Raw genomic sequence first — 20,403 nt, forward strand, 5'->3', positions numbered from 1 at the left:
TTTGCGTCTCGTTTTGGACGTGGGCCCTCAGCGTGACCCGACCCGTGCTTATGGTTTGTTAAACTGCGTCCTCGGGCTGGAGGTCCTCCCCCCCTCGATGGGGTGCGGCCCCCGGCAGGGCCCCCAGGGGGCGGTGACAAGGGTGATCGACATTCCGGCGGACCCCGCCGATCCGGACCTGTTGCCGCCGATGCTGAAGGGTTTCAATGCCGTGCCACCACTCGTCACCGACATCGACCTTTCGATGGATGACAGATTTCTCTACGTGTCCTGCTGGGGCACCGGCGACCTGCATCAATACGATGTTTCCGATCCGTTCAAGCCGAAGCTGACAGGCAAGGTTCGGATCGGCGGCATCGTTTCGCGTGCTTCACATCCAGGAGCGAAGAATGGCGCGCTGAATGGCGGCCCGCAGATGGTCGAGATCAGCCGGGATGGTCGCCGTGTCTATTTCACCAACTCTCTCTACGGTGCGATCGACGAGCAGTTCTATCCCGACGGTGTCTCTGGCTGGATGGTCAAGCTGGACGCTAAGCCTGACGGCGGCATTGCATTCGACGAGAAATTCTTCGTCGAATGGCCAAAATCGCATCGCCCGCACCAGGTCCGCCTCCAGGGTGGGGATTGCTCGTCAGATTCATATTGTTATCCGTAAGGAGCGACGCATAGCCGGATGAAGCGCCTATGAACGAACTCTGGCCATGGATTTTGCTGGCGGGACTAGGAGCCTTTCATGGTCTCAACCCGGCGATGGGATGGCTGTTTGCCGTGGCGCTTGGCGTTCACCGGCAGAGTTCTGCCGCCGTGGTTCAGGCAGTGCCCGCCATCGCCGTCGGACACGCCGTATCGATAGCACTGGTGGCTGGAGCCCTGGTCGCGGCCGGCCTCTTCGTGGACCAGGCTGCCGTGCAAACGGCTGCTGGAGCCGGCCTCATAGGCTGGGCTGTCTGGCATCATTTCGTCGGACACGGGCGTCGCGTTCGTATCGGCATGCGCACGGGGCTTGCCGGTCTGGCGTTCTGGTCGTTCCTGATGGCGACGGCCCATGGAGCCGGACTGATGATCCTGCCAGCGTTGATACCACTTTGTCTCGCGGATTCGCCATTGCGCGAAATCGGCGGAGATGGGTCTGTCGCCATCGCGATCGCCGCGGTCGGCGTCCATACACTTGCGATGTTGGCAGTTACAAGCCTCGTTGCCCTGGCGGTCTATCGCTGGGTCGGGCTCGAGATATTGCGCAGCGCCTGGTTCAATGTGGATCTCGTATGGACGCTGGTGCTGCTTGGCACCGGTTGCGTGCTGCTGATCGTCTAGCAAAGACGAGAAAGTTCTTCGACCGGCTTCTGATCGCAAGCGGGACATCCAAGGGGCGAAGGAATACCACGTCGTTGACATAATCATCTGTCGCGTGCCGTTTTACGCCACCTTCTCGTTTGGACGCGAGGTCGGTTCACTGCGTGGGAATAATCAGATAGCGAAATATGATTTACTTGAAAAAATGTGGTTGTCTGGGGAATCTGGGGTCTTCCGCTGTCAGTCCGATTAACATGGACCTTGTGATTTGCACGCGTCGTTGATGGCGTCGATCAGCAAGGCGGCCGGAAACGGCTTCCGTAGATAGGCGATGCAACCTGCTTGTGTCGCCTCAACTTCCAGGGTATCGTCTTCGAGAGCAGTGATGAAGATCACCGGAAGGCCGGAGCCAGCCTCCTTCAATCGGCGCTGCAGCTCTATCCCGGACATGCCGCCCAGATCAACATCCAGAACAAGGCATTCCACATTGCTTCCCGCATCGCGACCGAGAAACGATTCTGCCGACGTATACTCCTCAGCCAGAAATCCGTGGGCATTCAGCAGCCGCAGGACGCTTCTTCGCATACTTGCATCGTCTTCAACGATCGCCACCGTGCGGCGCAGGCTTTCCAACTTGTGCCTCTCTTTCGCTCGTGTGGAAGATGTTCGGCTCGTGCATATGACTGTAGGCCTTCCACGGTACGTCGGATATTGTCCTAAGGGGAAACGGCACGCTCATGAACGCTGCAGCGGTCTCGCGTCGGGATCGAGGAGGCCGCTTTTCTCGGCGATGGAGACCGCTTCGGCCAACGAACGCACCCCAAGCTTTTCCATGATACTGTGGCGATGGGCCTTCACGGTCCTCTCGGAGGTGCCAAGGGCATAGGCGATTTGCTTGTTGAGGTGGCCGCGCACGATCAGGCCGAAGACCTCGGCTTCGCGAGGTGTCAAGCCGGCCACTAGTACCTGCAGCGCGCGAATGCGGTCGTGCTCCACACGCCGCTTTTCGTATTTGACCAGCGCTCGGTGGATGGCCTCCAACAAAATATTGCCGGACGCCGGCTTCTCTAGAAAATCTTCCGCGCCGGCCTTCATTGCACTGACACTGGCCCTTATGTCGCCTTGGCCTGTGAGATACACGATCGGCAGCAGGGGCGCTTTCTCCAAAAGGCGGTCCTGCAGTTCCCGACCGCTCAACCCAGGCAGTTGGAGGTCAAGGAGGAGGCAGCCAGGCTCGGTGGCGGGCAACTGCGCGAGAAACTGATCGCCTGATTCATAGAGAGCCACGCGGAAACCTGACGCCGACAGCAGCCGCCCGACTGCTGTCCGGAAAGATTGGTCGTCATCGACGATGTGAACGACGGGTTCCAATGGATTTATCCGCTTCGGGCAAGAGGCAGCACAACACGAAAAACAGCTCCGCCCTCGGGGCGGTTGTCGGCCCAGATCTTGCCGCCATAGGTTTCGACTATCGCGCGCGCGATGGAAAGGCCAAGGCCCGTCCCGGTGGGCTTTGTAGTATAGAACGGCTCGAAAACGCAGGCGAGCTGTTCGTCAGGGATACCGCGGCCCGTATCGGAAATCGACAACTCGACCTGGGTTTCCTTCGTGAGCGTTGTCTCAAGCACGAGCCTTCTTTCAGTCGTTACCATCTCCAGCATCGCGTCTATGGCGTTGGTCGCGAGGTTGAGAATAACCTGCTGGACATGGACCTTGTCGGCTCGGACCGGCAGCGCCTGTGGGGGCCGGTTGGAACTGACAACAACACCCTTCCGCTCCGCTTCGCCGTGGAGGATTTGGATGGCACTGGTCGTCACTTCATTGAGGTCGAACTCTTGCCAGTCGATCTCGCTTCTCTTCTTAAGCAGGCCTCTCATCCGCAAAATGATATCACCAGCGCGTTGATCGTCGTCCTGAATGTCTATCAGGATCTGCTCGATCAGCTTGAGATCGGGCCTCTCGGATCGAAGAATGACCGCAGCCGCTTCCGCGTTACTGCGGATAGCACCCAGCGGCTGGTTGAGTTCGTGCGCGATCGACGCCGACAGCGCGCCGGCTGTCGCGGACTGATTGAGGTGAACCACTTCGAGGAGACGGCGGCGCGATTCGATCTCCGCCTTCCGGCGGCGGAGGCGTTCGATAAGCAGACCGCTGATGACGATCCCCTGTGCCGTGATGACGGCTAATGCCGCAACCACGGCGAACCAGTGTTGCTCCCAGAACGTCGGTTCCCTGAACATCTGGACTGTGCCCGGAGGAAGGTTCTTCTCCGGCAGCCCCCAGTGCTGTAGTTGCCTCGCGTCTGCGATATAGGTCTGGGGAGACTCGAGGTTGGAGATCGGCTTGCCGGCGAGAGCATCGAGTGCCAGGTCCGCCACGGTCATGCCCAACGACTCGAACGTGACAACGTTGCCACCGACAACGCCGTAGTCGATGTAGGTGGGATATGGACCGTAGATCGGAGCGCTGGCAGTCTGCGATATTTGTCTGATCGCTTCACGCGGAATGAAATTGCGGCCGGCGCTATCTTTGAAAATCGTCAGCGCAAGGACGATGCTGTTACGGGGAAACTCCGCGGCCCGCTTGGTGAACTCGTCGATCGTCATGTCCTCCAGATAGGTCGTTTCGTAGTCCCTGGAGAATGCCGCAAGATCGGCCCGCGCCGTGGCGAGCCACCACCGATCGAATTCTGAGGATCCTCCGATAATGAAGAGATAACGCGCCTCGGGCTGGAGTCCGCGCGCCATCTCCGCTGTCTTTAAGATGTCAAACTCGGTGAAGGCACCGATCACATCGCTGGGCAAGTCTATTTTTTCGGCGGTGGAGCTACTGAAACCGGCGTGGATTATCTTTGCATTCCCTGCAAGCTGCTTGCGGTTCGCAATGATGAACCTTGCCGACTGCTCGCCGAGCGCAACGACCACATCAGGACGACGATCAGCATATTTGGCCGAAAGATACTGCGCCATACGATCAATGTGGGCGCTTTCCGGAAATCTCGAAAGGTCGAGAAATTCGGAGAAAAGATCGATCTTTCCCTGGGTGGCATCCAGCAGCCGCGTCCTCACGGCCTCTCCGGCGGCGGTTGTTGCCGCTATTCGTTCATCGTATGGGTAGAGAATGAGAACACGGGGAAGCCGGCCCACGATCTCCGTGGACGCGGATGGTATCCAAGCGATCACTACGACAAGAAAACAAAAGAGGGCCGCACACCGACCGAGCCGGTCCGATCGAAACGCCCACTTGCGCCCCAAGCCCATAGCCTTCCCCCGAAAAGCTAATCGACGAATGGCAGTTAAGCCAAGTCGCATCGGCCTTGCAACCGTTTAAATATATTTCATGAAGCTTATAAAAAGCCATGGTTGCCCGAAGGTACAATATCGGCGCGGATTGCCATCCGGTATGGTGCGAGCCATGGGTGTCCTTGGCCATCTGCAAGGGATGCTCAGGCTGGATGCCATTTCGACTGAAGGGCGTCCGCAGTTTGATATTGCTCCATTTTGTTTCGATTGAATTCAGAGTGAATACGCGACCGGCGGCGCTCGGTTGCCGTGGTGCGTTTGGATGTACCATCGCTTGGCCGGAAATCACACGGGAGGAACTCAAGATGAATCGCAGAATAATCTGCGGAATTGGAGCAGTGGCTGCTTCAACCGTTCTTTGGTCTACCGCATCGCCTCTGCAAGCCCAGGACGCGCCAGCAAAGCCCAACATCCTATTCATCGTGTCCGACGACACTGGCTACGGCGATCTCGGGCCTTATGGCGGCGGCGAGGGCCGCGGCATGCCGACGCCGAACATCGACAAGCTGGCAGACGAAGGGATGACCTTCTTTTCCTTCTACGCTCAGCCAAGCTGCACTCCCGGCCGCGCCGCGATGCAGACCGGCCGTATTCCAAACCGCAGCGGCATGACGACGGTCGCCTTCCAGGGCCAGGGCGGCGGACTGCCCGCAGCCGAATGGACGTTGGCGTCGGTGTTGAAGCGAGGCGGCTACCAGACCTATTTCACGGGCAAGTGGCACCTTGGCGAGGCGGACTACGCGCTACCGATCGCGCAGGGCTATGACGAAATGAAACATGTCGGCCTTTATCATCTGAACGCCTACACCTATGCCGATCCTACCTGGTTCCCGGACATGGATCCGGCGCTCAGGGAGATGTTCCAGAAGGTGACCAAAGGCTCGCTGTCCGGCAAGGCCGGCGGCGAGGTCAAGGAAGACTTCAAGATCAACGGCCAGTACGTCGACACGCCGGTGATCGACGGCAAGGAAGGTGTCGTCGGCATCCCATACTTCGATGGCTATGTTGAGAAGGCGGCGATCGAATTCCTGGATGCGGCCGCCAAGAAGCCGGATCAACCGTTCTTCATCAACGTCAACTTCATGAAGGTGCACCAGCCGAATCTTCCAGCCCCCGAGTTCCAGCACAAGTCCCTGTCGAAGTCGAAGTATGCAGACTCGATCGTAGAACTCGACACGCACATCGGCAGGATCTTGGACAAGCTGCGTGAAACCGGCATGGACAAGAACACGCTGGTTTTCTACACGACGGACAATGGAGCCTGGCAGGATGTCTATCCGGACGCCGGATACACGCCGTTTCGCGGCACCAAAGGCACCTTGCGCGAGGGCGGCAACCGCGTTCCCGCGATCGCCGTATGGCCCGGTAAGATCAAACCTCGCGGCAAGAACCACGACATCGTCGGTGGTCTCGATCTCATGGCGACATTCGCCTCCGTCGGCGGAGTGCCGCTTCCCGACAAGGACCGTGAAGACAAGCCCATCATCTTCGACAGCTTTGACATGTCGCCAATCCTGCGCGGCACCGGAAAGTCGGACCGCAAGTCATGGTTCTACTTTACCGAGAACGAGCTCTCGCCGGGCGCGATCCGCGTCAACAACTACAAGTTTGCGTTCAATATCCGCGGCGATGACGGAGCGTCAACGGGCGGGCTGGCCGTCGATTCCAACCTCGGCTGGAAGGGTGCGGAGAAATATGTAGCCACGGTGCCCCAGGTGTTCGATCTGTGGCAGGACCCGCAGGAACGCTACGACATTTTCATGAACAACTTTACGGAGCGAACCTGGATGGGCGTGGTCATGGGCGAGGAATTGAAGAAGATCATGGCCACTTACGTGGAGTATCCGCCTCGGAAGCCCCAAAGTCTGACTTACAACGGTCCCATCACACTATCGGATTACGAACGCTTCCAGTGGATACGGGACTCACTAGCAAAGGAGGGCGTAAGTATTCCGATGCCGACCGGCAACTAACGCTGGCGCGGCGGCTTGGGATTACGCCTGGGCCGCAGCGTTGCGGGCGGATTACTTAACCGCGCATCAGAGCGAATAGGCGACCGGCGGCGCTTGATGAATTGCCGTCGTTCGTTTGGATGAATCATCGTTCGGCCGGAAATCGCACGGGAGGAACTTAAGATGAACCGCAGGATAATCGACGGCATTGGAGCATTGGCTGTTTTGGTCGTTCTTTGGGGCCAACCTGTCTCCCCGCGGGCGCAGGATGCGCAAAAACCAAACATCGTCGTCATTATGGCAGACGACGTCGGCATCTGGAACATCGGCGCCTATCACCGCGGCATGATGGCGGGGCGCACGCCGAACCTCGACAAGATCGCCGCCGAGGGAATGCTCTTCACCGACTACTACGCCGAGGCGAGCTGCACGGCTGGTCGCGCGGCCTTTGTTATGGGCCAACTTCCAATTCGCACTGGCCTGACCACCGTAGGACAAGCCGGCGCCACTGTCGGCATGCCTGCAGAAGCGATGACCATCGCGACGGCGCTCAAGGACTTGGGCTATGCCACGGGTCAGTTCGGCAAGAACCATCTCGGCGACCGCAACGAGTACTTGCCCACGGTCCACGGCTTCGACGAGTTCTTCGGCTATCTCTATCACCTCGACGCCATGGAGGACCCGTCGCACCCCGGTTATCCGCAGGAGCTGCTGGACAAGGTCGGCCCCCGCAACATGGTTCACAGCTTTGCGACCGAAACCGACGATGCAGCGGTAGACCCGCGCTGGGGCAAGGTCGGCAAGCAGAGGATCGAAGACGCCGGCACTCTTTATCCGGATCGGATGGAGACCGTGGATGAAGAAATCCGCGACGTCGCCTTCAAGTGGCTGGACAAGGTGAAGGCGGACAACAAGCCGTTCTTCCTGTGGCTCAATCCCACACGCATGCATATCGTAACCCATCTGTCACCCAAATATGAGGCTTTGCGCAATTCGAAGAACGGATGGTCGCTTCAGGAAGCGGGCATGGCCCAACTCGATGACATCGTCGGCGCGACCATGCAGAAGTTGAAGGACATGGGCGTGGACGACAACACGATCGTCGTGTTCACGACCGACAACGGCACTGAGACCTTCACCTGGCCGGACGGCGGCAACACGCCGTTCAAGGGGCAAAAAGGCACCGTCTATGAAGGCGGCTTCCGCGCCCCCGCGATGATACGCTGGCCCGGCAAAGTGCCTGCCGGCAAGATCGAAAATGGCATCATCTCCGGTCTCGACTGGTTCCCCACTTTCGTTGCCGCTGCCGGCAACCCAACCATCAAGGAGGAACTGCTGAAGGGCAAAACCGTCGGCGACAAAACCTACAAGAACCATCTCGACAGCTATAATCAGTTGGACCTGGTTACCGGCAAGGGACCCTCAGCCCGCCAGGAGGTGTTCTATTTCGGCGAAAGCACTCTCGGAGCGGTGCGGGTAGGCGACTACAAGTATCGCTTCATTGACCAGCCCCACGGTTGGATCGGGGTCAAGAACCAGCTCAACGCGCCCACCCTCACAAATCTGCGCCTGGACCCGTTCGAGCGCTTTGGCGATCCTGAAAACGGGACTTTGGATGGCGCGCAGGGAAATTTCATGGGCTGGTTCGTCTACGAGTTCTGGCGCTTCGTGTTCGTCCAACAGCAGGTAGCTGCTCTTGCCCAAACGGCAATCGAGTATCCACCACTGCAGAAGGGCGCAAGCTTCAACCTCGACGCTGTGAAGGCGCAAATCGAGGCAGCGGTTAAACAACGCGCAAGTCAGTAGCACGGCGTCAATCGGGCGGCTGATCGCTCTTTGCGGTCGGCCGCCAACGAATATGTCGCCGTCGATCGGCAATCAGCAGCAGACATATAGCAGCCGTTCGACAACGTCATGAACATATGGAGTGTCACATGCTTGCGAAGTATGATCTACCCGAACTGATCCGTCGCGTCATATTGGCTGCCGCCGCGGCTCTGCTCGTCGCTCCCCTCGCTCTCGCCCAGACCGACCCTCTTCCCTCCTGGAACGACACCGCCCCGAAAGCGGCGATCGTCGCCTTCGTCGAGAAGGTGACAAAGGAGGGTTCGCCCGAGTTTATCCCGGAACATGAGCGCATTGCCGTGTTCGACAACGACGGCACGCTTTGGACCGAGCATCCTATGTACACCCAGCTCGCCTTCGCGCTCGACCGCGTCAAGGCGCTTGCTCCGGACCATCCGGAATGGAAGGACACGCAGCCGTTCAAGGCCGTGCTCGAAGGCGACATGAAGACCTTGGCCGCATCCGGCGAAAAGGGCCTTCTGGAACTCATAATGACGACCCACGCGGGAATGACCAGCGACGACTTCCAGAAGGTCGTCACCGATTGGCTTGCCACAGCGCGCGACCCGAAATTCAAGCGCCCTTACACGGAGCTGGTCTACCAGCCGATGATCGAGCTGCTCGCTTATCTGCGCGCCAACGACTTCAAGACCTTCATCGTTTCAGGTGGCGGTATCGAATTCGTGCGGCCATGGGCGGAGAAAGTTTACGGCATCCCGCCTGAGCAGGTTGTCGGGTCGTCGATCAAGACAGAGTTCAGGATGCGCGATGATACGCCGACCTTATATCGCCTGCCGCAAGTCAACTTCATCGACGACAAGGCGGGGAAGCCTGTTGGGATCAACGAGCACATCGGCCGTCGGCCGATTGCTGCCTTCGGCAATTCCGACGGTGACCTTGAAATGCTGCAATGGACGACGATGGGCGGTGCGCCCGCGCGTTTCGGCATGCTCGTTCATCACACAGATGCGGAACGCGAATATGCCTACGACCGTGAGAGCGAATTCGGCCGCCTTGACAAGGCGCTTGATGCGGCAGCGATCACTGGTTGGACCGTGGTCGATATGAAGGCCGACTGGAAGCAGATTTTCCGGGAGAAGTAGGGCGTTTTGTGCCAGCGACGGCTTTGGCGGAGTAATCCATCTGCAACAAGAATGGACAGGTGGCCCTGCCGCTTGTCCCGAAGCTCGAGGGAGAACAACAATGAACATCCATCGTCTCGCCCGCGTGCCAGCCTTTGTCGGATGCTTGGCACTGGCATCAACTGGTGTAGTCGCCCAGGATTCCACCAAGAAACAACATGTGCCGCTGGCAAAGAACATTGGCCAAGTCCCCGCCACCGCCCCGGTGCCGTCGCTTGCGGTCATCAACTCGGATGGCGCCAGGATTGATGGCGAAAAGCTGGTACCCACCGTGCTACTAAGCTTTTGGGTTGGTCTAATCGGCACGAATGCAAGCGTTCCCAACAGATGGTCGAAAAGCTCCGGCTGATTGGAGGCTGCCCAGTTGCATTTTTGCCCGATGCTTGGTCAAGCTGCCGGGTACAGCGAGACCTTTGTTCCAGAACGACGCGGGAGCGATCGATTGACGGGGTTTTTCCACTCAGCGGCAATTGTTCGGGCAGCCTTATTATTTGGCGCCCTGCTTGTGTTTGCCGCACCGATTGTTGCCGCCGAGACGGCTCCGTCGTCGACTGCCGATCCTCGAATCTCCATCCACACCGGATTCGTGGACGAGAAGACGTGTACATCCTGTCATGGCGACCAGTCAGCCGCCTTCGCCAAATCCAACCATTCAAAAGCGATGGCACTCGCCGATGAGAGGACGGTGCGGGGCAATTTCGACAATGTCCGGTACGATCACGACGGCATCGTCACGATCTTTTCCCGCCGCGACGGCCGCTTTTTCGTCAGGACCCAGGGGCCGGACGGCAAGCAGGGGGAATTCGAGGTCAAATACACCTTCGCCTATGAGCCTTTGCAGCAGTATCTGGTCGATCTGGGCGGCGGCAGGCTGCAGGCTCTCGACATTGCCTGGGATACCGACAAGCGGGAATGGTTCTGGCTTGGCGAAGGCAAGCCAGCAAAGCCGGGCTCGACATATCATTGGACAGGTCCGTTCTACCGGTGGAACCGCACCTGCATCGACTGTCATTCCACCGATCCCCGGAGCAATTTTCAGCCGGAGACGAGCGACTATCGATCAACCTATGTCGCGACCAGCATCGGCTGCCAGTCCTGTCACGGCGCTGGTGCCAAGCATGTCGAATGGGCCGAGGCGAGGTCGAAAGGTGCTTCAATACCCGTCGGTCCGGGTCTGGGGTTACCGCAGGTCGACGCGAACACCTGCGTCGGTTGCCACTCCAGGCGGATCAAGCTTAGCGACGGCTATGCTGCTGGGAAGCCTTTTCTTGATCATTTTTCGCCGGCGTTGCTCCGCCCGGACCTCTACTTTCCGGACGGGCAGATTCTCGACGAGGTTTTCGAGTATGGCTCCTTCCAGCAGAGCAAGATGGCAAGAGCGGGCGTCACCTGCCTTGATTGCCACAGGCAGCACGAGGCAACGTTGAAGGCGGATGGCAATGCCTTGTGCACTCAATGCCACACGAAAACCGCGTCCGAGCGGTTTGCCAGGAATGACCCGAGCGGCATGTTCGATACCCCGGCCCACACTCACCACCCGGCCGGTTCGAGCGGCGCGCAGTGCGCCAACTGTCACATGCCGGAGCGTCCCTATATGAAGGTCGATCCGCGGCGCGACCACTCCTTCGTGATCCCGCGCCCCGATCTCTCCGTCGCTTACGGAACGCCGAATGCCTGTACGACGTGTCATGAGCACAAAACCAATGCCTGGGCGGCGGAGAACATGGACAAGTGGTACGGGACCGCCTGGCGTGCGCGCCCAACGAACGCGCACGCCTTCGCCGCAGCCGCAAGAGGCGATCCGGCTTCGATCGGGGCTCTGCGCAAGCTTGTGGTGGACAAAGAACAGGCTGGCATCGTCAGAGGCAGCGCGATCGCGCAGATGAGCCGCATTGGCGGAGCCGACGTCGTCGCTGACGTAAAAGCGGCCGCGGGGGACTTCGATCCTTTGGTCAGGCTAGGCGCCGCAGAAGCGGCCGGCAGCTTGCCGCCCGAGCTCAGATTGGAGGCTATCGGCAATCTGCTCGGCGATGCAACCCGCGCGGTGCGCGTGGCTGCAGCGACGGCACTCGGCAGCACGCCGTCGTTGGACCTCCTTGGCAATCAACGGAAGAGCTTCGACGCCGCCGTCGAAGACCTGCGTGCCTATGTCGAGGCCAACGCCGACGTCGCCGAGGCACAGAACAACTACGGAACCTTCCTGTTCGGCCAGCGGCTCGCCGGAGACGCGGAAAAAGCGTTCCGACAGGCGATCGTGCTCGACCCGGCGCTTGCGGGTCCACATATCAACCTTGCCGAACTCTACCGCGCTACGGGCCAAAACGACAAATCGGAACGCGCCTACGCCGAAGCCATCGCGATCTCTCCCGATCACGCGGGTCTGCGCTACGGACATGCGCTGTCGCTCGTTCGCGAGAAAGCAATGCCAGAGGCGATGCGGGAACTCGATGAAGCCATACGGCTGGATCCGGGAAATACCCGCTACAAGACGACGCTTGCCATCGCACTCGACTCGCTCGGCCGGACGCAGGAGGCACTCGACCTGCTCGGTCGCGCAGTTGCGGGCGGAGAGCTCGACGCCGAGCTGCTCGGATCTGCGGTCAGGTACGGACTGAAGCTCAGACGCTTTCCGGAGACACTGGAATATGCCGAGGCGCTGGCCCGCCTGCGGCCGGACGATCCACAGGTTGCGGAGCTGGTCAGACAATTGCGGGAAGTAACCGGTGCAAAATGATGGCAATACATACGATCAACCAGTCGCCTCCGCACGACCAAGTATTGCTGTGCTTCGGCCCCAATACTTGCTATCTGTAGAGAGCTGATTTGTCTTTGCGAGTGCGCAGACAGCTTGGGGACGCTTGCTGCGCTGAACATGACTTAGGCTCGGGGGGAAGCGTGAGCAGTCTTCGCAGTGGTGGCATCCGCGTCACCTCATCATCGTCGCTTCGTCGCCTTCTGCGGCTGTCGTTTTGCATCGCGCTCATCGTCCCTGCCGGATGTGGCGGGCATCCGAAGGGCGTGTTGGCGCCCGTTGCCGATGCGTCGCCCGGTTCGAGCAGGGTCAGCATGCTGATCACCACCACGCGTGGGCGCTCGGAGCGTGCCGGAGAGATGTTCACGGGCGAGCGGGCACGCACCCCAGCCTTTGCGGACATCACGGTGTCGATCCCGCCTGTCCGCAAGGTCGGCGATGTCGCCTGGCCAAAGAGGCTTCCCCCCAATCCGGCGACCGATTTCGCGACTCTCAAGGCCGAAGAGATCAGCCAAGAGGAGGCAAAGACCTGGCTCAACGCCGCGGTGAAGAAGAGTCCCGACCGCAGCGCGTTCGTCTTCATCCATGGGTTCAATAATCGCTTCGAGGATTCCGTCTACCGCTTTGCGCAGATTGTCCACGATTCAGGTGTCCGCAGCGCTCCCATTCTTGTGACCTGGCCATCGCGAGGTAGCCTGCTCGCCTATGGATATGACCGCGAAAGCACCAATTACACGCGAAACGCCCTTGAGAAATTGTTTCAGTATCTGGCTGCCGATCCTGAAGTGAAGGAGGTCTCTATCCTCGCGCACTCGATGGGCAACTGGCTGGCCCTCGAAGGGCTACGCCAAATGGCGATCCGCAATGGTGGTCTGCCACCGAAGTTCAAGAATGTGATGCTTGCTGCTCCGGACGTCGACGTGGACGTGTTTCGCTCGCAGATCGAGGACATGGGCAAGCGGCAGCCGCGCTTCACATTGTTCGTATCCCGCGATGACCGCGCGCTGGCCTTTTCGCGCAGGGTCTGGGGCGACATCCCCCGGCTGGGCTCGATCGATCCGGAGGAAGCGCCCTACAAGGACGAGATGGAAACCAATGAGGTCACCGTCATCGACCTCACCAAGGTGAAGGCGGGCGACGGTCTCCACCACAGCAAGTTCGCGGAATCCCCGCAGGTGGTCCAGCTCATCGGCGCACGCATCTCCGAGGGCCAGACGCTGACCGACAGCCGGATGGGCCTTGGGGATCACCTGATCGCCGGAACGACGGGGGCGGCGGCAGCGGCCGGCAACGCCGCAGGTTTGATCCTTGCCGCTCCGGTGGCCGCGGTTGATCCGCATACCAGAGACAACTACGCCCACCAGGTAAGCGGGATGGCTGGACACATCGGCGCAGAGCAGAAGATTGCGGTGAACGACTGCACGTGGAAGCAGGCAGCGGCACGGGATCCGGCGTGCCGCGCGGTGCAGAACTGAGGAAGTAATGGCAATGGTGCCTTCCGACAGAAGGGGATTGGGATGAAGCTTTTGAAATTCGGGCTTTCCGCGGCTGTCGTCGCCATGATTTGCAGCGGCGCCCAGGCGGCCGACGTATCGCCGCTCCTTACTCAGGACCCAAAGCCTGCAGAAGCCCCGGAAGGCTGGACATTCTCGATTGCTCCATACCTGTGGATGGCCGGGATATCCGGCGAGACGGCGCAATTCGGGCTTCCCACCACGGTGGACATCGATGCCGACTTCGGCGACATCCTGGACAATCTCGATTTCGCCTTCATGGCGGCAGGCGAGGCCCGATATGACCGCTTCAGCGTCATCGGCGACGCCATCTATGTCAAGGTGTCTGCCAATGGCGAGACTCCTCTTGGAATATTTGCGACTGATGTCGATGTCACGTCGGAGAGTTTTTCGGGCTTGCTGGGCATAGGCTACGCGCTCCTCGATGGTCCGGCCGGACATCTGGACATCGTCGGGGGTGCGAAGCTCTGGTCGGTCGACACAACGCTCTCGTTCAACGGCGGCCTCCTCGGCGGCATCGAGCGAAGCGACAGCGCGACATGGGTGGATGGCATGGTCGGCTTGCGTGGGAAGTATTCCTTCACGCCGGAGATTTATCTGACGGGATGGGGACTGGTCGGCGGCGGTGGAGCCGACATCGACTGGGATGTCGCCATGGGCGTCGGCTACGATTTCAACGACAGGATTTCCGCCATCGCCGGATATCGAGCCCTCGGAGTTGATTACAGCGACGACGGCTTCGTGTTCGATGTTGTTCAGCAAGGACCGATCCTCGGGCTCGCCGTCCGCTTCTAGCGCGATTTCGCCTCTGACAGCCTGGAGCGCATCGCGACAGGCTGTCGACGCCGGCCATCGTCAGCTTTCGTTGAAAAGTTTTGTTACAGGATCGTGCAGTTTAAACACCATTCAGCGCCGGAACCGACCAGCAATATTGGCATTCAGAACTTTGTCATGTTCGCCGCCGGTGGGTTGGGTGATCGCTCGAGGGTCGCCTTGTATTCCCCCACTACCTTCAGCAGCGGTCCGAGAACCCAGTTGTACATCTCGCCGATATTGTGCTCTTCCTGCGGATCCGACTCAATGTTGAACACCTTCGGATACCCGTTCATAGGTGCGGCGCCGGATCCGATACCGCCCATCAGCGTCGCGCCGCCTGGGCCGCTCCGTCCAGGTGCTACGTCCACAAAATAGGCCCGGAATTGTTTCCAGCGAACGGCGACCAACTCGGAACCCACGAAGGTCAGCAAATGCTCTCGCCGTCCTCTATCATTCTCGCCGCGCAGCAGATCGATCTGGTTGATACCGTCGATTGGCCTGTCGTCGGGCGCCTTGCCGTCTGCCACGTGCGCGAAGGTGGGGAAGAAATCCATGATCGAAAACATCGCGTGGGAGGACCGTGGCCTGATCCGTTGCGGCCAGCGGATCACGGCGGCGGTGCGGATCGCGCCTTCGCTGACGTCACCCAACGCGCCGCGATAAGGTCCGGTCGTCCCCATGTCTGGCATGTCGGTGCCGAAGCGGCTCGCTCCGGGGCCGTCCGGTCCGTTGTCGGAAGCAAAGACCACGATGGAGTCGTCCGCAATCCCAAGCTCCTTCAACGCATCAAGCATCGCGCCGAAAATTGAATCTGGAGGACGTCGCGTTGGGCATCAGTCAACAGGAGGGTACAGCGGCAATTATTTCCGCTGGCCGGGCCGAAGTCGTCATCTGGCGATGACCGCGTGCGTGACCGTTTTGGAATTGCGGACTTCGGCCGCGTCAGAAGCCTAGACGAAACGGCGTCCGAAAAGTCGCGACGGGATGAACAGCATCCCGCGGCGCCACGCTTATCGATCAGCGTACGGTGCCCTTGCTGTAGTCTCCCTCCGAGACCTTCTCCATCCACGTCACCGAGCTTCCGTCCAATGCTTCTGCCACGGCGAAGTGCGTCATCGGCTCACCGCTCGATGCTCCGTGCCAGTGACGGACCTGCGGAGGTATCCAGACGACATCGCCCGGATTAACTTGCTGGATCGGTTCTCCTTCCTTCTGCACCCAGCCACGGCCACGTACGATGAACAGCGTCTGACCAAGCGGATGGGTATGCCATGCCGTACGCGCACCCGCCGAGAAGGACACTGTTGCGCCTCCGACGCGCGCAGGCTCGTCAGCCTGGTAAAGGCCGGAGATCCCAACCTTCCCTGTAAAAAACTGCTCGGGAGCCGAAGCCGCCCCGCTTCCCGCCGGAGTGATCTTGAGGTCTGCCTGGGGAGCGGTCACCTGGGTTCCCTTCCTGCTTTCGAACACCTGCTTGAGAACGGGTACGGCTGACATTGCTCTCGGCCAGCCCGCGTAGAAGGCGACATGGCTCAGAACTTCGGACACCTCTGCCTGGTTCAGGCCGTTGTCCATGGCGCGGTTGGCGTGGAATGGCAGTTGCTCGGGCTGACCGACGGCGATCAATGCCGACATCGTCACCAGGCTGCGGTCGCGTGCCGAGAGTTCCGGGCGCTGCCACAGATCGCCGAACAGGACACGGTTGGTCAGGTCGGCAAGCGCCGCCGAGGTCGGTGCGACCGACGTGTTGAGGGTCTGTCTGCGAGCAGCCTCGGCGGCTGCCTCAAGTTCGACGCGCGGCGCGGCGATGTTCTGAAGCGGCGCGATCTTCCGCTCATCGAAGACCTTTTTCGTTTCCTCGACAGCGGAGATCGCGTTCGGCCAGCCGGAGTAGAAGGCGAGATGCGTTACCAGCTCTCCGATCTCTTCCGGCTTCACGCCGTTATCCAGCGCGCGACCGACATGCGCGCCGATCTGCGCCGTCTTGCCCGTCGATACGATCGCCGAGACCGTGACCAGGCTGCGGTCACGAGGTGCGAGCTCCTTCCGTTCCCAGACTTCACCGAACAGGACATCGTCGGTGAAGTGGCCGAGGCCGGGCGCGACATCGTAGACGGCCGGCGGAGCAACACGGCGGCGTTCTTCCTGAGCCTCCGCTCCCGTAGCAGCGAGCGCAGAGATCGCTATGGACGCAGCGATGTTCTTCATCTTTCAGTTCCTTCTCAAAAAGGTCGGCGACGTCGAGCCCAGCTCGCCCGACGACGCCGGGTCGGTGGCTTCCTCGCCTATGCCAGATGCTGTCCGAAGAAGTCGGCGATCCGGTCGAAGGGGATCTTGTCTACCCGGTCGTACAGGTCGGTATGGCTGGCACCGGGGATGATCATCAGCTCCTTAGGCTCCGCGGCGGCGGCGAAGGCAGTTTCGGCGAAGTAGCGCGAATGGGCCTTCTCGCCGTGGATGAAGAGCACCGGGCGCGGAGAGATCTCCGCGATGTAGGTCAGGATCGGCATGTTCATGAATGACAGCGGCGTCGTCTGGGACCAGGCGTTGCCGGAGTTGACCGCGCGCGGGTGGTAGCCACGCGGTGTCATGTAGTAGTCGTGATAGTCGACCAGGAACGGTGCTTCGCCGCCCTTGAGCTCGTTGTAAGGGGACTGATACGCAGGGGTTCCTTTCTCGGCATCCGCCCAGCGCTGCCGGCTCATCTGCTCGAGCGCCTGCGTCCGCTGCTCCAGCGTCACGCTGTCGTTGTAGCCTTTCGACATCACGCGGGTCATGTCGTACATCGTGCTGGCGACGACCGCCTTGACGCGCTTGTCCACGGCGACGGCATTAAGCGCCATGCCGCCCCAGCCGCAGATGCCGATCATGCCGATGCGCTCGCGGTCAACGAAGGAGTGGAGGCCGATGAAGTCCACCGCCGCGCTGAAGTCCTCCGTGTTGATCTCCGGCGAGGCTATGTTGCGGGGCTCGCCGCCGCTTTCTCCCGTATAGGAACCATCAAAGGCCAGCGTCGCAAAGCCGCGTTCGGCCATCGTCTGCGCGTAAAGTCCGGAAGACTGTTCCTTCACGGCGCCGAAGGGGCCGCCGAGGACAAGCGCGGCAAGCGGTGTATTTCCCCGCTCCTTCGGCAGGTAGAGATCGCCTGCCAGCACGATGCCGTAGCGGTTCTTGAACGACACCTTCTGGTGATCGACCCTGTCGCTCTTCGGAAACACCTTGTCCCATGAGGTCGACTGGGCTAAAGCCTGCGTCGCGGCGACTGCCGGAACCACGCTCATCGCAGCGACGGCGATGCCCGTCGCCTTCATCAAGCTGCGCCGGCCGGCGTTGAATCCTTCGGCATTATCTATCTTCCTGGTCATGATCGGATCTCCTTCTATATGAGGCGTTTGGTTACTGGATACGTTCGATACGCAATGGGAATTGCCCTCGGACATGCAGCGCCTCGTAGCCGTCGTCGAAGCGTCCGAGGCGCACCAGCCCTGGATGCTTGTAGTCGGCGTAGAACATCGCGAGATTGCCCCAAGGCATGTAGTAGCAGAGGTCGTACGGCCGCTCGTTCGTGAATGGGCCGTGGCCTTCCACGGTCAGTTTGCGAGGAAGGTAGGCGATCTTCTCGTTGGATCCGAAGTCGTCGATCTTGAGATCCAGCGGAAGCATGGAAGCGAAGTCGCGCGCCGACGGGTTGTCGTAGAGCGTCGCGGTCATCGTATGCTTTTCGAACGTCAGCCTGATCTTCACGTTGGTTCGCTCCTGATTATTGGGATCGCTCTGGCCGAACACGGTTCTTGGGAAGACTGCGGCGGCCATGGCCGTTGCGAGAAGGCTGCGTCGGGTCAGGTTCCTGAACGGGATGCTCATCACGACCTCGTCACACGCCACACTGCAAGGGATGCCAGCGATGATCCGCACAGCAGCGCGGCGCTAAGGGCGAAGGTGGACTGCCAGCCCACGACATCGAACAGAAGACCGCCGAGCGAGGCCCCGGCCGTGATCGCTAGCTGTATGACGGCAACCTGGAGTCCGCCGCCGGCCTCCACATCTTTCGGGAGAACGCGGCTCAGCCAGGTACCCCAGCCGACTGGCGCGGCCGTTCCGAGTAAGCCCCAGCCGACCAGCGACAGGAACACGGGGAGCTTCATGTCGCCGAATGCGATCATGGCCAAGGCGATGCAGGCCATCAACAACGGGATGACCATGAGAATACTGAACAGGCGATGGGACAGGAGCCAGCCGATAACCCATGTGCCGACCGCTCCCGCGAGGCCCATCATCAGAAGCGCGAGCGAAAGCGTTTCGATCTCTAGGCTAGTCACTGTTTCCAGGAACGGCCGCAAATAGGTGAAGAGCGCGAACTGTCCCATGAAGAGGAGCAGGATCGCCCCCATGCCGAGCGCGACGGGCGGACGTCCCAGGAGCCGGAACACGTTTCCCGAGGTTCCCTCGCGGCGTGGGGGGAGGCTGGGCAGGCTGATCCACTGCCAGATGAGTGCGAGCAGCGCTACCGGGACGACGAGGAAGAAGGCGCCGCGCCACCCGATGTAGGCGCCAAGCAGGCTTCCCATCGGCGCGGAGATCGTCGCGGCGATCGCGTTGCCTGCGTTGAGCAGGGCGAGGGCCTTCGGCACTTGGTCTTGGGAGACGAGACGCATCACGATCGCCGTGGACATCGACCAGAAGCCGCCGATCGAAATGCCGAGCAGGGCGCGACCCAGCATCAGGACCGGATAGGAAGGTGCGAGGGTCACTGTGATCCCCGACAGCATCAGCAGTCCCGTCAAAGCCAGTACGACCATGCGGCGGTCTGACCGGCGGATAAGCGTTGCGATGAACAGGCTGGTTAAGACGGCGAAGATGCCCGAAATCGAAATCGCCTGTCCTGTGTTTCCTTCCGAAACGCCGAGGTCGGCCGCGATGGGCGTGAGCAGGCTGACCGGCATGAATTCAGACGCGATCAGCACGAAGACGCACAATGTCATGGAGAATACGGCCCCCCAAACCGAGCGTCTGCTGTCGATATGGTCGATGGTCAGCGTCATATGCAATCGTCCTGGATGGATCTCGTTTTCAACGTTGCACGGAAGATAGTTCTTGCGTACTTTGCGGATAAGTCGAGCCAATCCGCATGGACCTATCGGTCTCCAATATGAATAAGGTGCGCCGATGCAGCGCGAGGACGTGAAGGATCTGCTCTGGTTCCTCGAGGTGGCGAAGGAGCAGAGTTTCACAAAGGCCGCCGCGAACCTCGGCACGTCGCAGTCGACGCTCAGCCACGCCATCAAGCAGTTGGAGGCTCGCCTCGGCGTCCGTCTCCTGACAAGAACGACCCGCAGCGTCGCCACGACGGAAGCCGGGGAACGCCTGTTCAGGTCGATCGCTCCACGCTTCGATGGGATCGAAGCGGACCTTACAGATCTTGTCGCCTTCCGCGAAAAGCCGTCCGGCACCGTCCGGCTGACCCTGTCGGATCATGCCCTGCAGACGACGGTATGGCCGAAGCTGGCCCGCGTCCTCGCTGGCTACGCCGACCTCAAGGTCGAACTCTACGCCGACAACGGGATGCGCAACATCGTGGAGGAGCGCTTCGACGCGGGCGTGCGGCTGGGAGAGAGCGTCGACAAGGACATGATCGCCGTGCGGATCGGTCCCGACTGGCGGCTTCGCGCCGTCGCCTCGCCGAAATATCTTGCGGCCTACGGATCTCCGACGACGCCGCAGGATCTTGTGGGGCATGTCTGCATCAACACACGCCAGGCGACATGGGGTGGATTCTATGCATGGGAG

At 60.4% G+C, this 20,403-nt stretch carries 18 protein-coding genes; 10 read left to right on the forward strand and 8 right to left on the reverse strand.

Annotation, left to right across the window (positions count from 1 at the left end):
- Together C9413_RS09715 and C9413_RS09720 are read left to right on the forward strand one after the other, a co-directional pair.
- Nucleotides 1–655: selenium-binding family protein (locus C9413_RS09715; RefSeq protein ID WP_246703730.1), on the forward strand; the 655-nt coding region annotated here is incomplete at its 5' end.
- A gap of 29 nt (nucleotides 656–684) precedes the next feature.
- Complete coding sequence (locus tag C9413_RS09720; RefSeq protein WP_039844048.1) at nucleotides 685–1,314, forward strand: hypothetical protein; 630 nt, start codon at nucleotides 685–687, stop codon at nucleotides 1,312–1,314.
- A 228-nt stretch (nucleotides 1,315–1,542) separates the two neighbouring features.
- Here the strand turns inward: C9413_RS09720 and C9413_RS09725 are convergent, their stop codons facing one another.
- The 3 genes from C9413_RS09725 to C9413_RS09735 form a co-directional block, all read right to left on the reverse strand.
- Entirely contained in the window at nucleotides 1,543–1,926 is a 384-nt protein-coding gene (locus C9413_RS09725; protein ID WP_039844049.1) for a response regulator, read from the reverse strand.
- A 102-nt stretch (nucleotides 1,927–2,028) separates the two neighbouring features.
- A complete protein-coding gene (locus tag C9413_RS09730) occupies nucleotides 2,029–2,673 on the reverse strand; it encodes a response regulator (protein ID WP_170250409.1) in 645 nt (214 codons plus the stop codon).
- On the reverse strand, nucleotides 2,670–4,553 hold the full coding sequence (locus C9413_RS09735) for a HAMP domain-containing sensor histidine kinase (RefSeq protein ID WP_082046489.1): 1,884 nt from the start codon (nucleotides 4,551–4,553) through the stop codon (nucleotides 2,670–2,672). Before C9413_RS09735 ends, C9413_RS09730 begins: the two co-directional genes overlap by 4 nt.
- A gap of 347 nt (nucleotides 4,554–4,900) precedes the next feature.
- Here C9413_RS09735 and C9413_RS09740 point away from each other — a divergent pair, with 347 nt between their 5' ends.
- From C9413_RS09740 to C9413_RS09770, 7 genes are all read left to right on the forward strand, one after another.
- Nucleotides 4,901–6,568, forward strand: a complete 1,668-nt coding sequence (locus tag C9413_RS09740; RefSeq protein ID WP_039844051.1) for an arylsulfatase — start codon at nucleotides 4,901–4,903, stop codon at nucleotides 6,566–6,568.
- Between the two features lie 162 nt (nucleotides 6,569–6,730).
- Entirely contained in the window at nucleotides 6,731–8,353 is a 1,623-nt protein-coding gene (locus tag C9413_RS09745) for an arylsulfatase (protein ID WP_039844052.1), read from the forward strand.
- Between the two features lie 128 nt (nucleotides 8,354–8,481).
- Nucleotides 8,482–9,495, forward strand: coding sequence for an HAD family hydrolase (locus C9413_RS09750; protein ID WP_039844053.1), 1,014 nt, complete (start codon nucleotides 8,482–8,484; stop codon nucleotides 9,493–9,495).
- A 100-nt stretch (nucleotides 9,496–9,595) separates the two neighbouring features.
- Nucleotides 9,596–9,883, forward strand: a complete 288-nt coding sequence (locus tag C9413_RS09755) for a hypothetical protein (protein WP_039844054.1) — start codon at nucleotides 9,596–9,598, stop codon at nucleotides 9,881–9,883.
- Between the two features lie 150 nt (nucleotides 9,884–10,033).
- A complete protein-coding gene (locus tag C9413_RS09760) occupies nucleotides 10,034–12,268 on the forward strand; it encodes a tetratricopeptide repeat protein (protein WP_223843998.1) in 2,235 nt (744 codons plus the stop codon).
- A gap of 221 nt (nucleotides 12,269–12,489) precedes the next feature.
- The gene (locus C9413_RS09765) at nucleotides 12,490–13,761 is read left to right on the forward strand and encodes an alpha/beta hydrolase (RefSeq protein ID WP_223843999.1); all 1,272 of its coding nucleotides are present in this window, start codon (nucleotides 12,490–12,492) and stop codon (nucleotides 13,759–13,761) included.
- Nucleotides 13,762–13,845: 84 nt separating this feature from the next.
- A complete protein-coding gene (locus tag C9413_RS09770) occupies nucleotides 13,846–14,595 on the forward strand; it encodes a hypothetical protein (RefSeq protein WP_170250410.1) in 750 nt (249 codons plus the stop codon).
- A gap of 143 nt (nucleotides 14,596–14,738) precedes the next feature.
- Here the strand turns inward: C9413_RS09770 and C9413_RS34435 are convergent, their stop codons facing one another.
- From C9413_RS34435 to C9413_RS09795, 5 genes are all read right to left on the reverse strand, one after another.
- A complete protein-coding gene (locus C9413_RS34435) occupies nucleotides 14,739–15,422 on the reverse strand; it encodes a sulfatase-like hydrolase/transferase (protein ID WP_223844000.1) in 684 nt (227 codons plus the stop codon).
- 211 nt (nucleotides 15,423–15,633) lie between these two features.
- The gene (locus C9413_RS09780) at nucleotides 15,634–16,824 is read right to left on the reverse strand and encodes a carboxymuconolactone decarboxylase family protein (protein WP_039844057.1); all 1,191 of its coding nucleotides are present in this window, start codon (nucleotides 16,822–16,824) and stop codon (nucleotides 15,634–15,636) included.
- A 77-nt stretch (nucleotides 16,825–16,901) separates the two neighbouring features.
- Nucleotides 16,902–17,981: an alpha/beta hydrolase gene (locus tag C9413_RS09785; RefSeq protein WP_039844058.1), complete on the reverse strand. Its 1,080-nt coding sequence runs from the start codon at nucleotides 17,979–17,981 to the stop codon at nucleotides 16,902–16,904.
- A 31-nt stretch (nucleotides 17,982–18,012) separates the two neighbouring features.
- Nucleotides 18,013–18,480, reverse strand: a complete 468-nt coding sequence (locus C9413_RS09790; protein ID WP_039844059.1) for a cyclophilin-like fold protein — start codon at nucleotides 18,478–18,480, stop codon at nucleotides 18,013–18,015.
- Nucleotides 18,480–19,658 carry an MFS transporter gene (locus C9413_RS09795; RefSeq protein ID WP_039844060.1) on the reverse strand — a complete coding sequence of 393 codons (1,179 nt, stop codon included), beginning with the start codon at nucleotides 19,656–19,658 and terminating at the stop codon, nucleotides 18,480–18,482. Before C9413_RS09795 ends, C9413_RS09790 begins: the two co-directional genes overlap by 1 nt.
- Nucleotides 19,659–19,782: 124 nt before the next feature.
- Between C9413_RS09795 and C9413_RS09800 the strand changes: the two genes are divergently transcribed.
- Nucleotides 19,783–20,403: LysR family transcriptional regulator (locus tag C9413_RS09800; protein WP_170250408.1), on the forward strand; the 621-nt coding region annotated here is incomplete at its 3' end.

The organism is Rhizobium sp. SEMIA 4085, from assembly GCF_013004495.1.
Lineage (GTDB): Bacteria > Pseudomonadota > Alphaproteobacteria > Rhizobiales > Rhizobiaceae > Rhizobium > Rhizobium gallicum.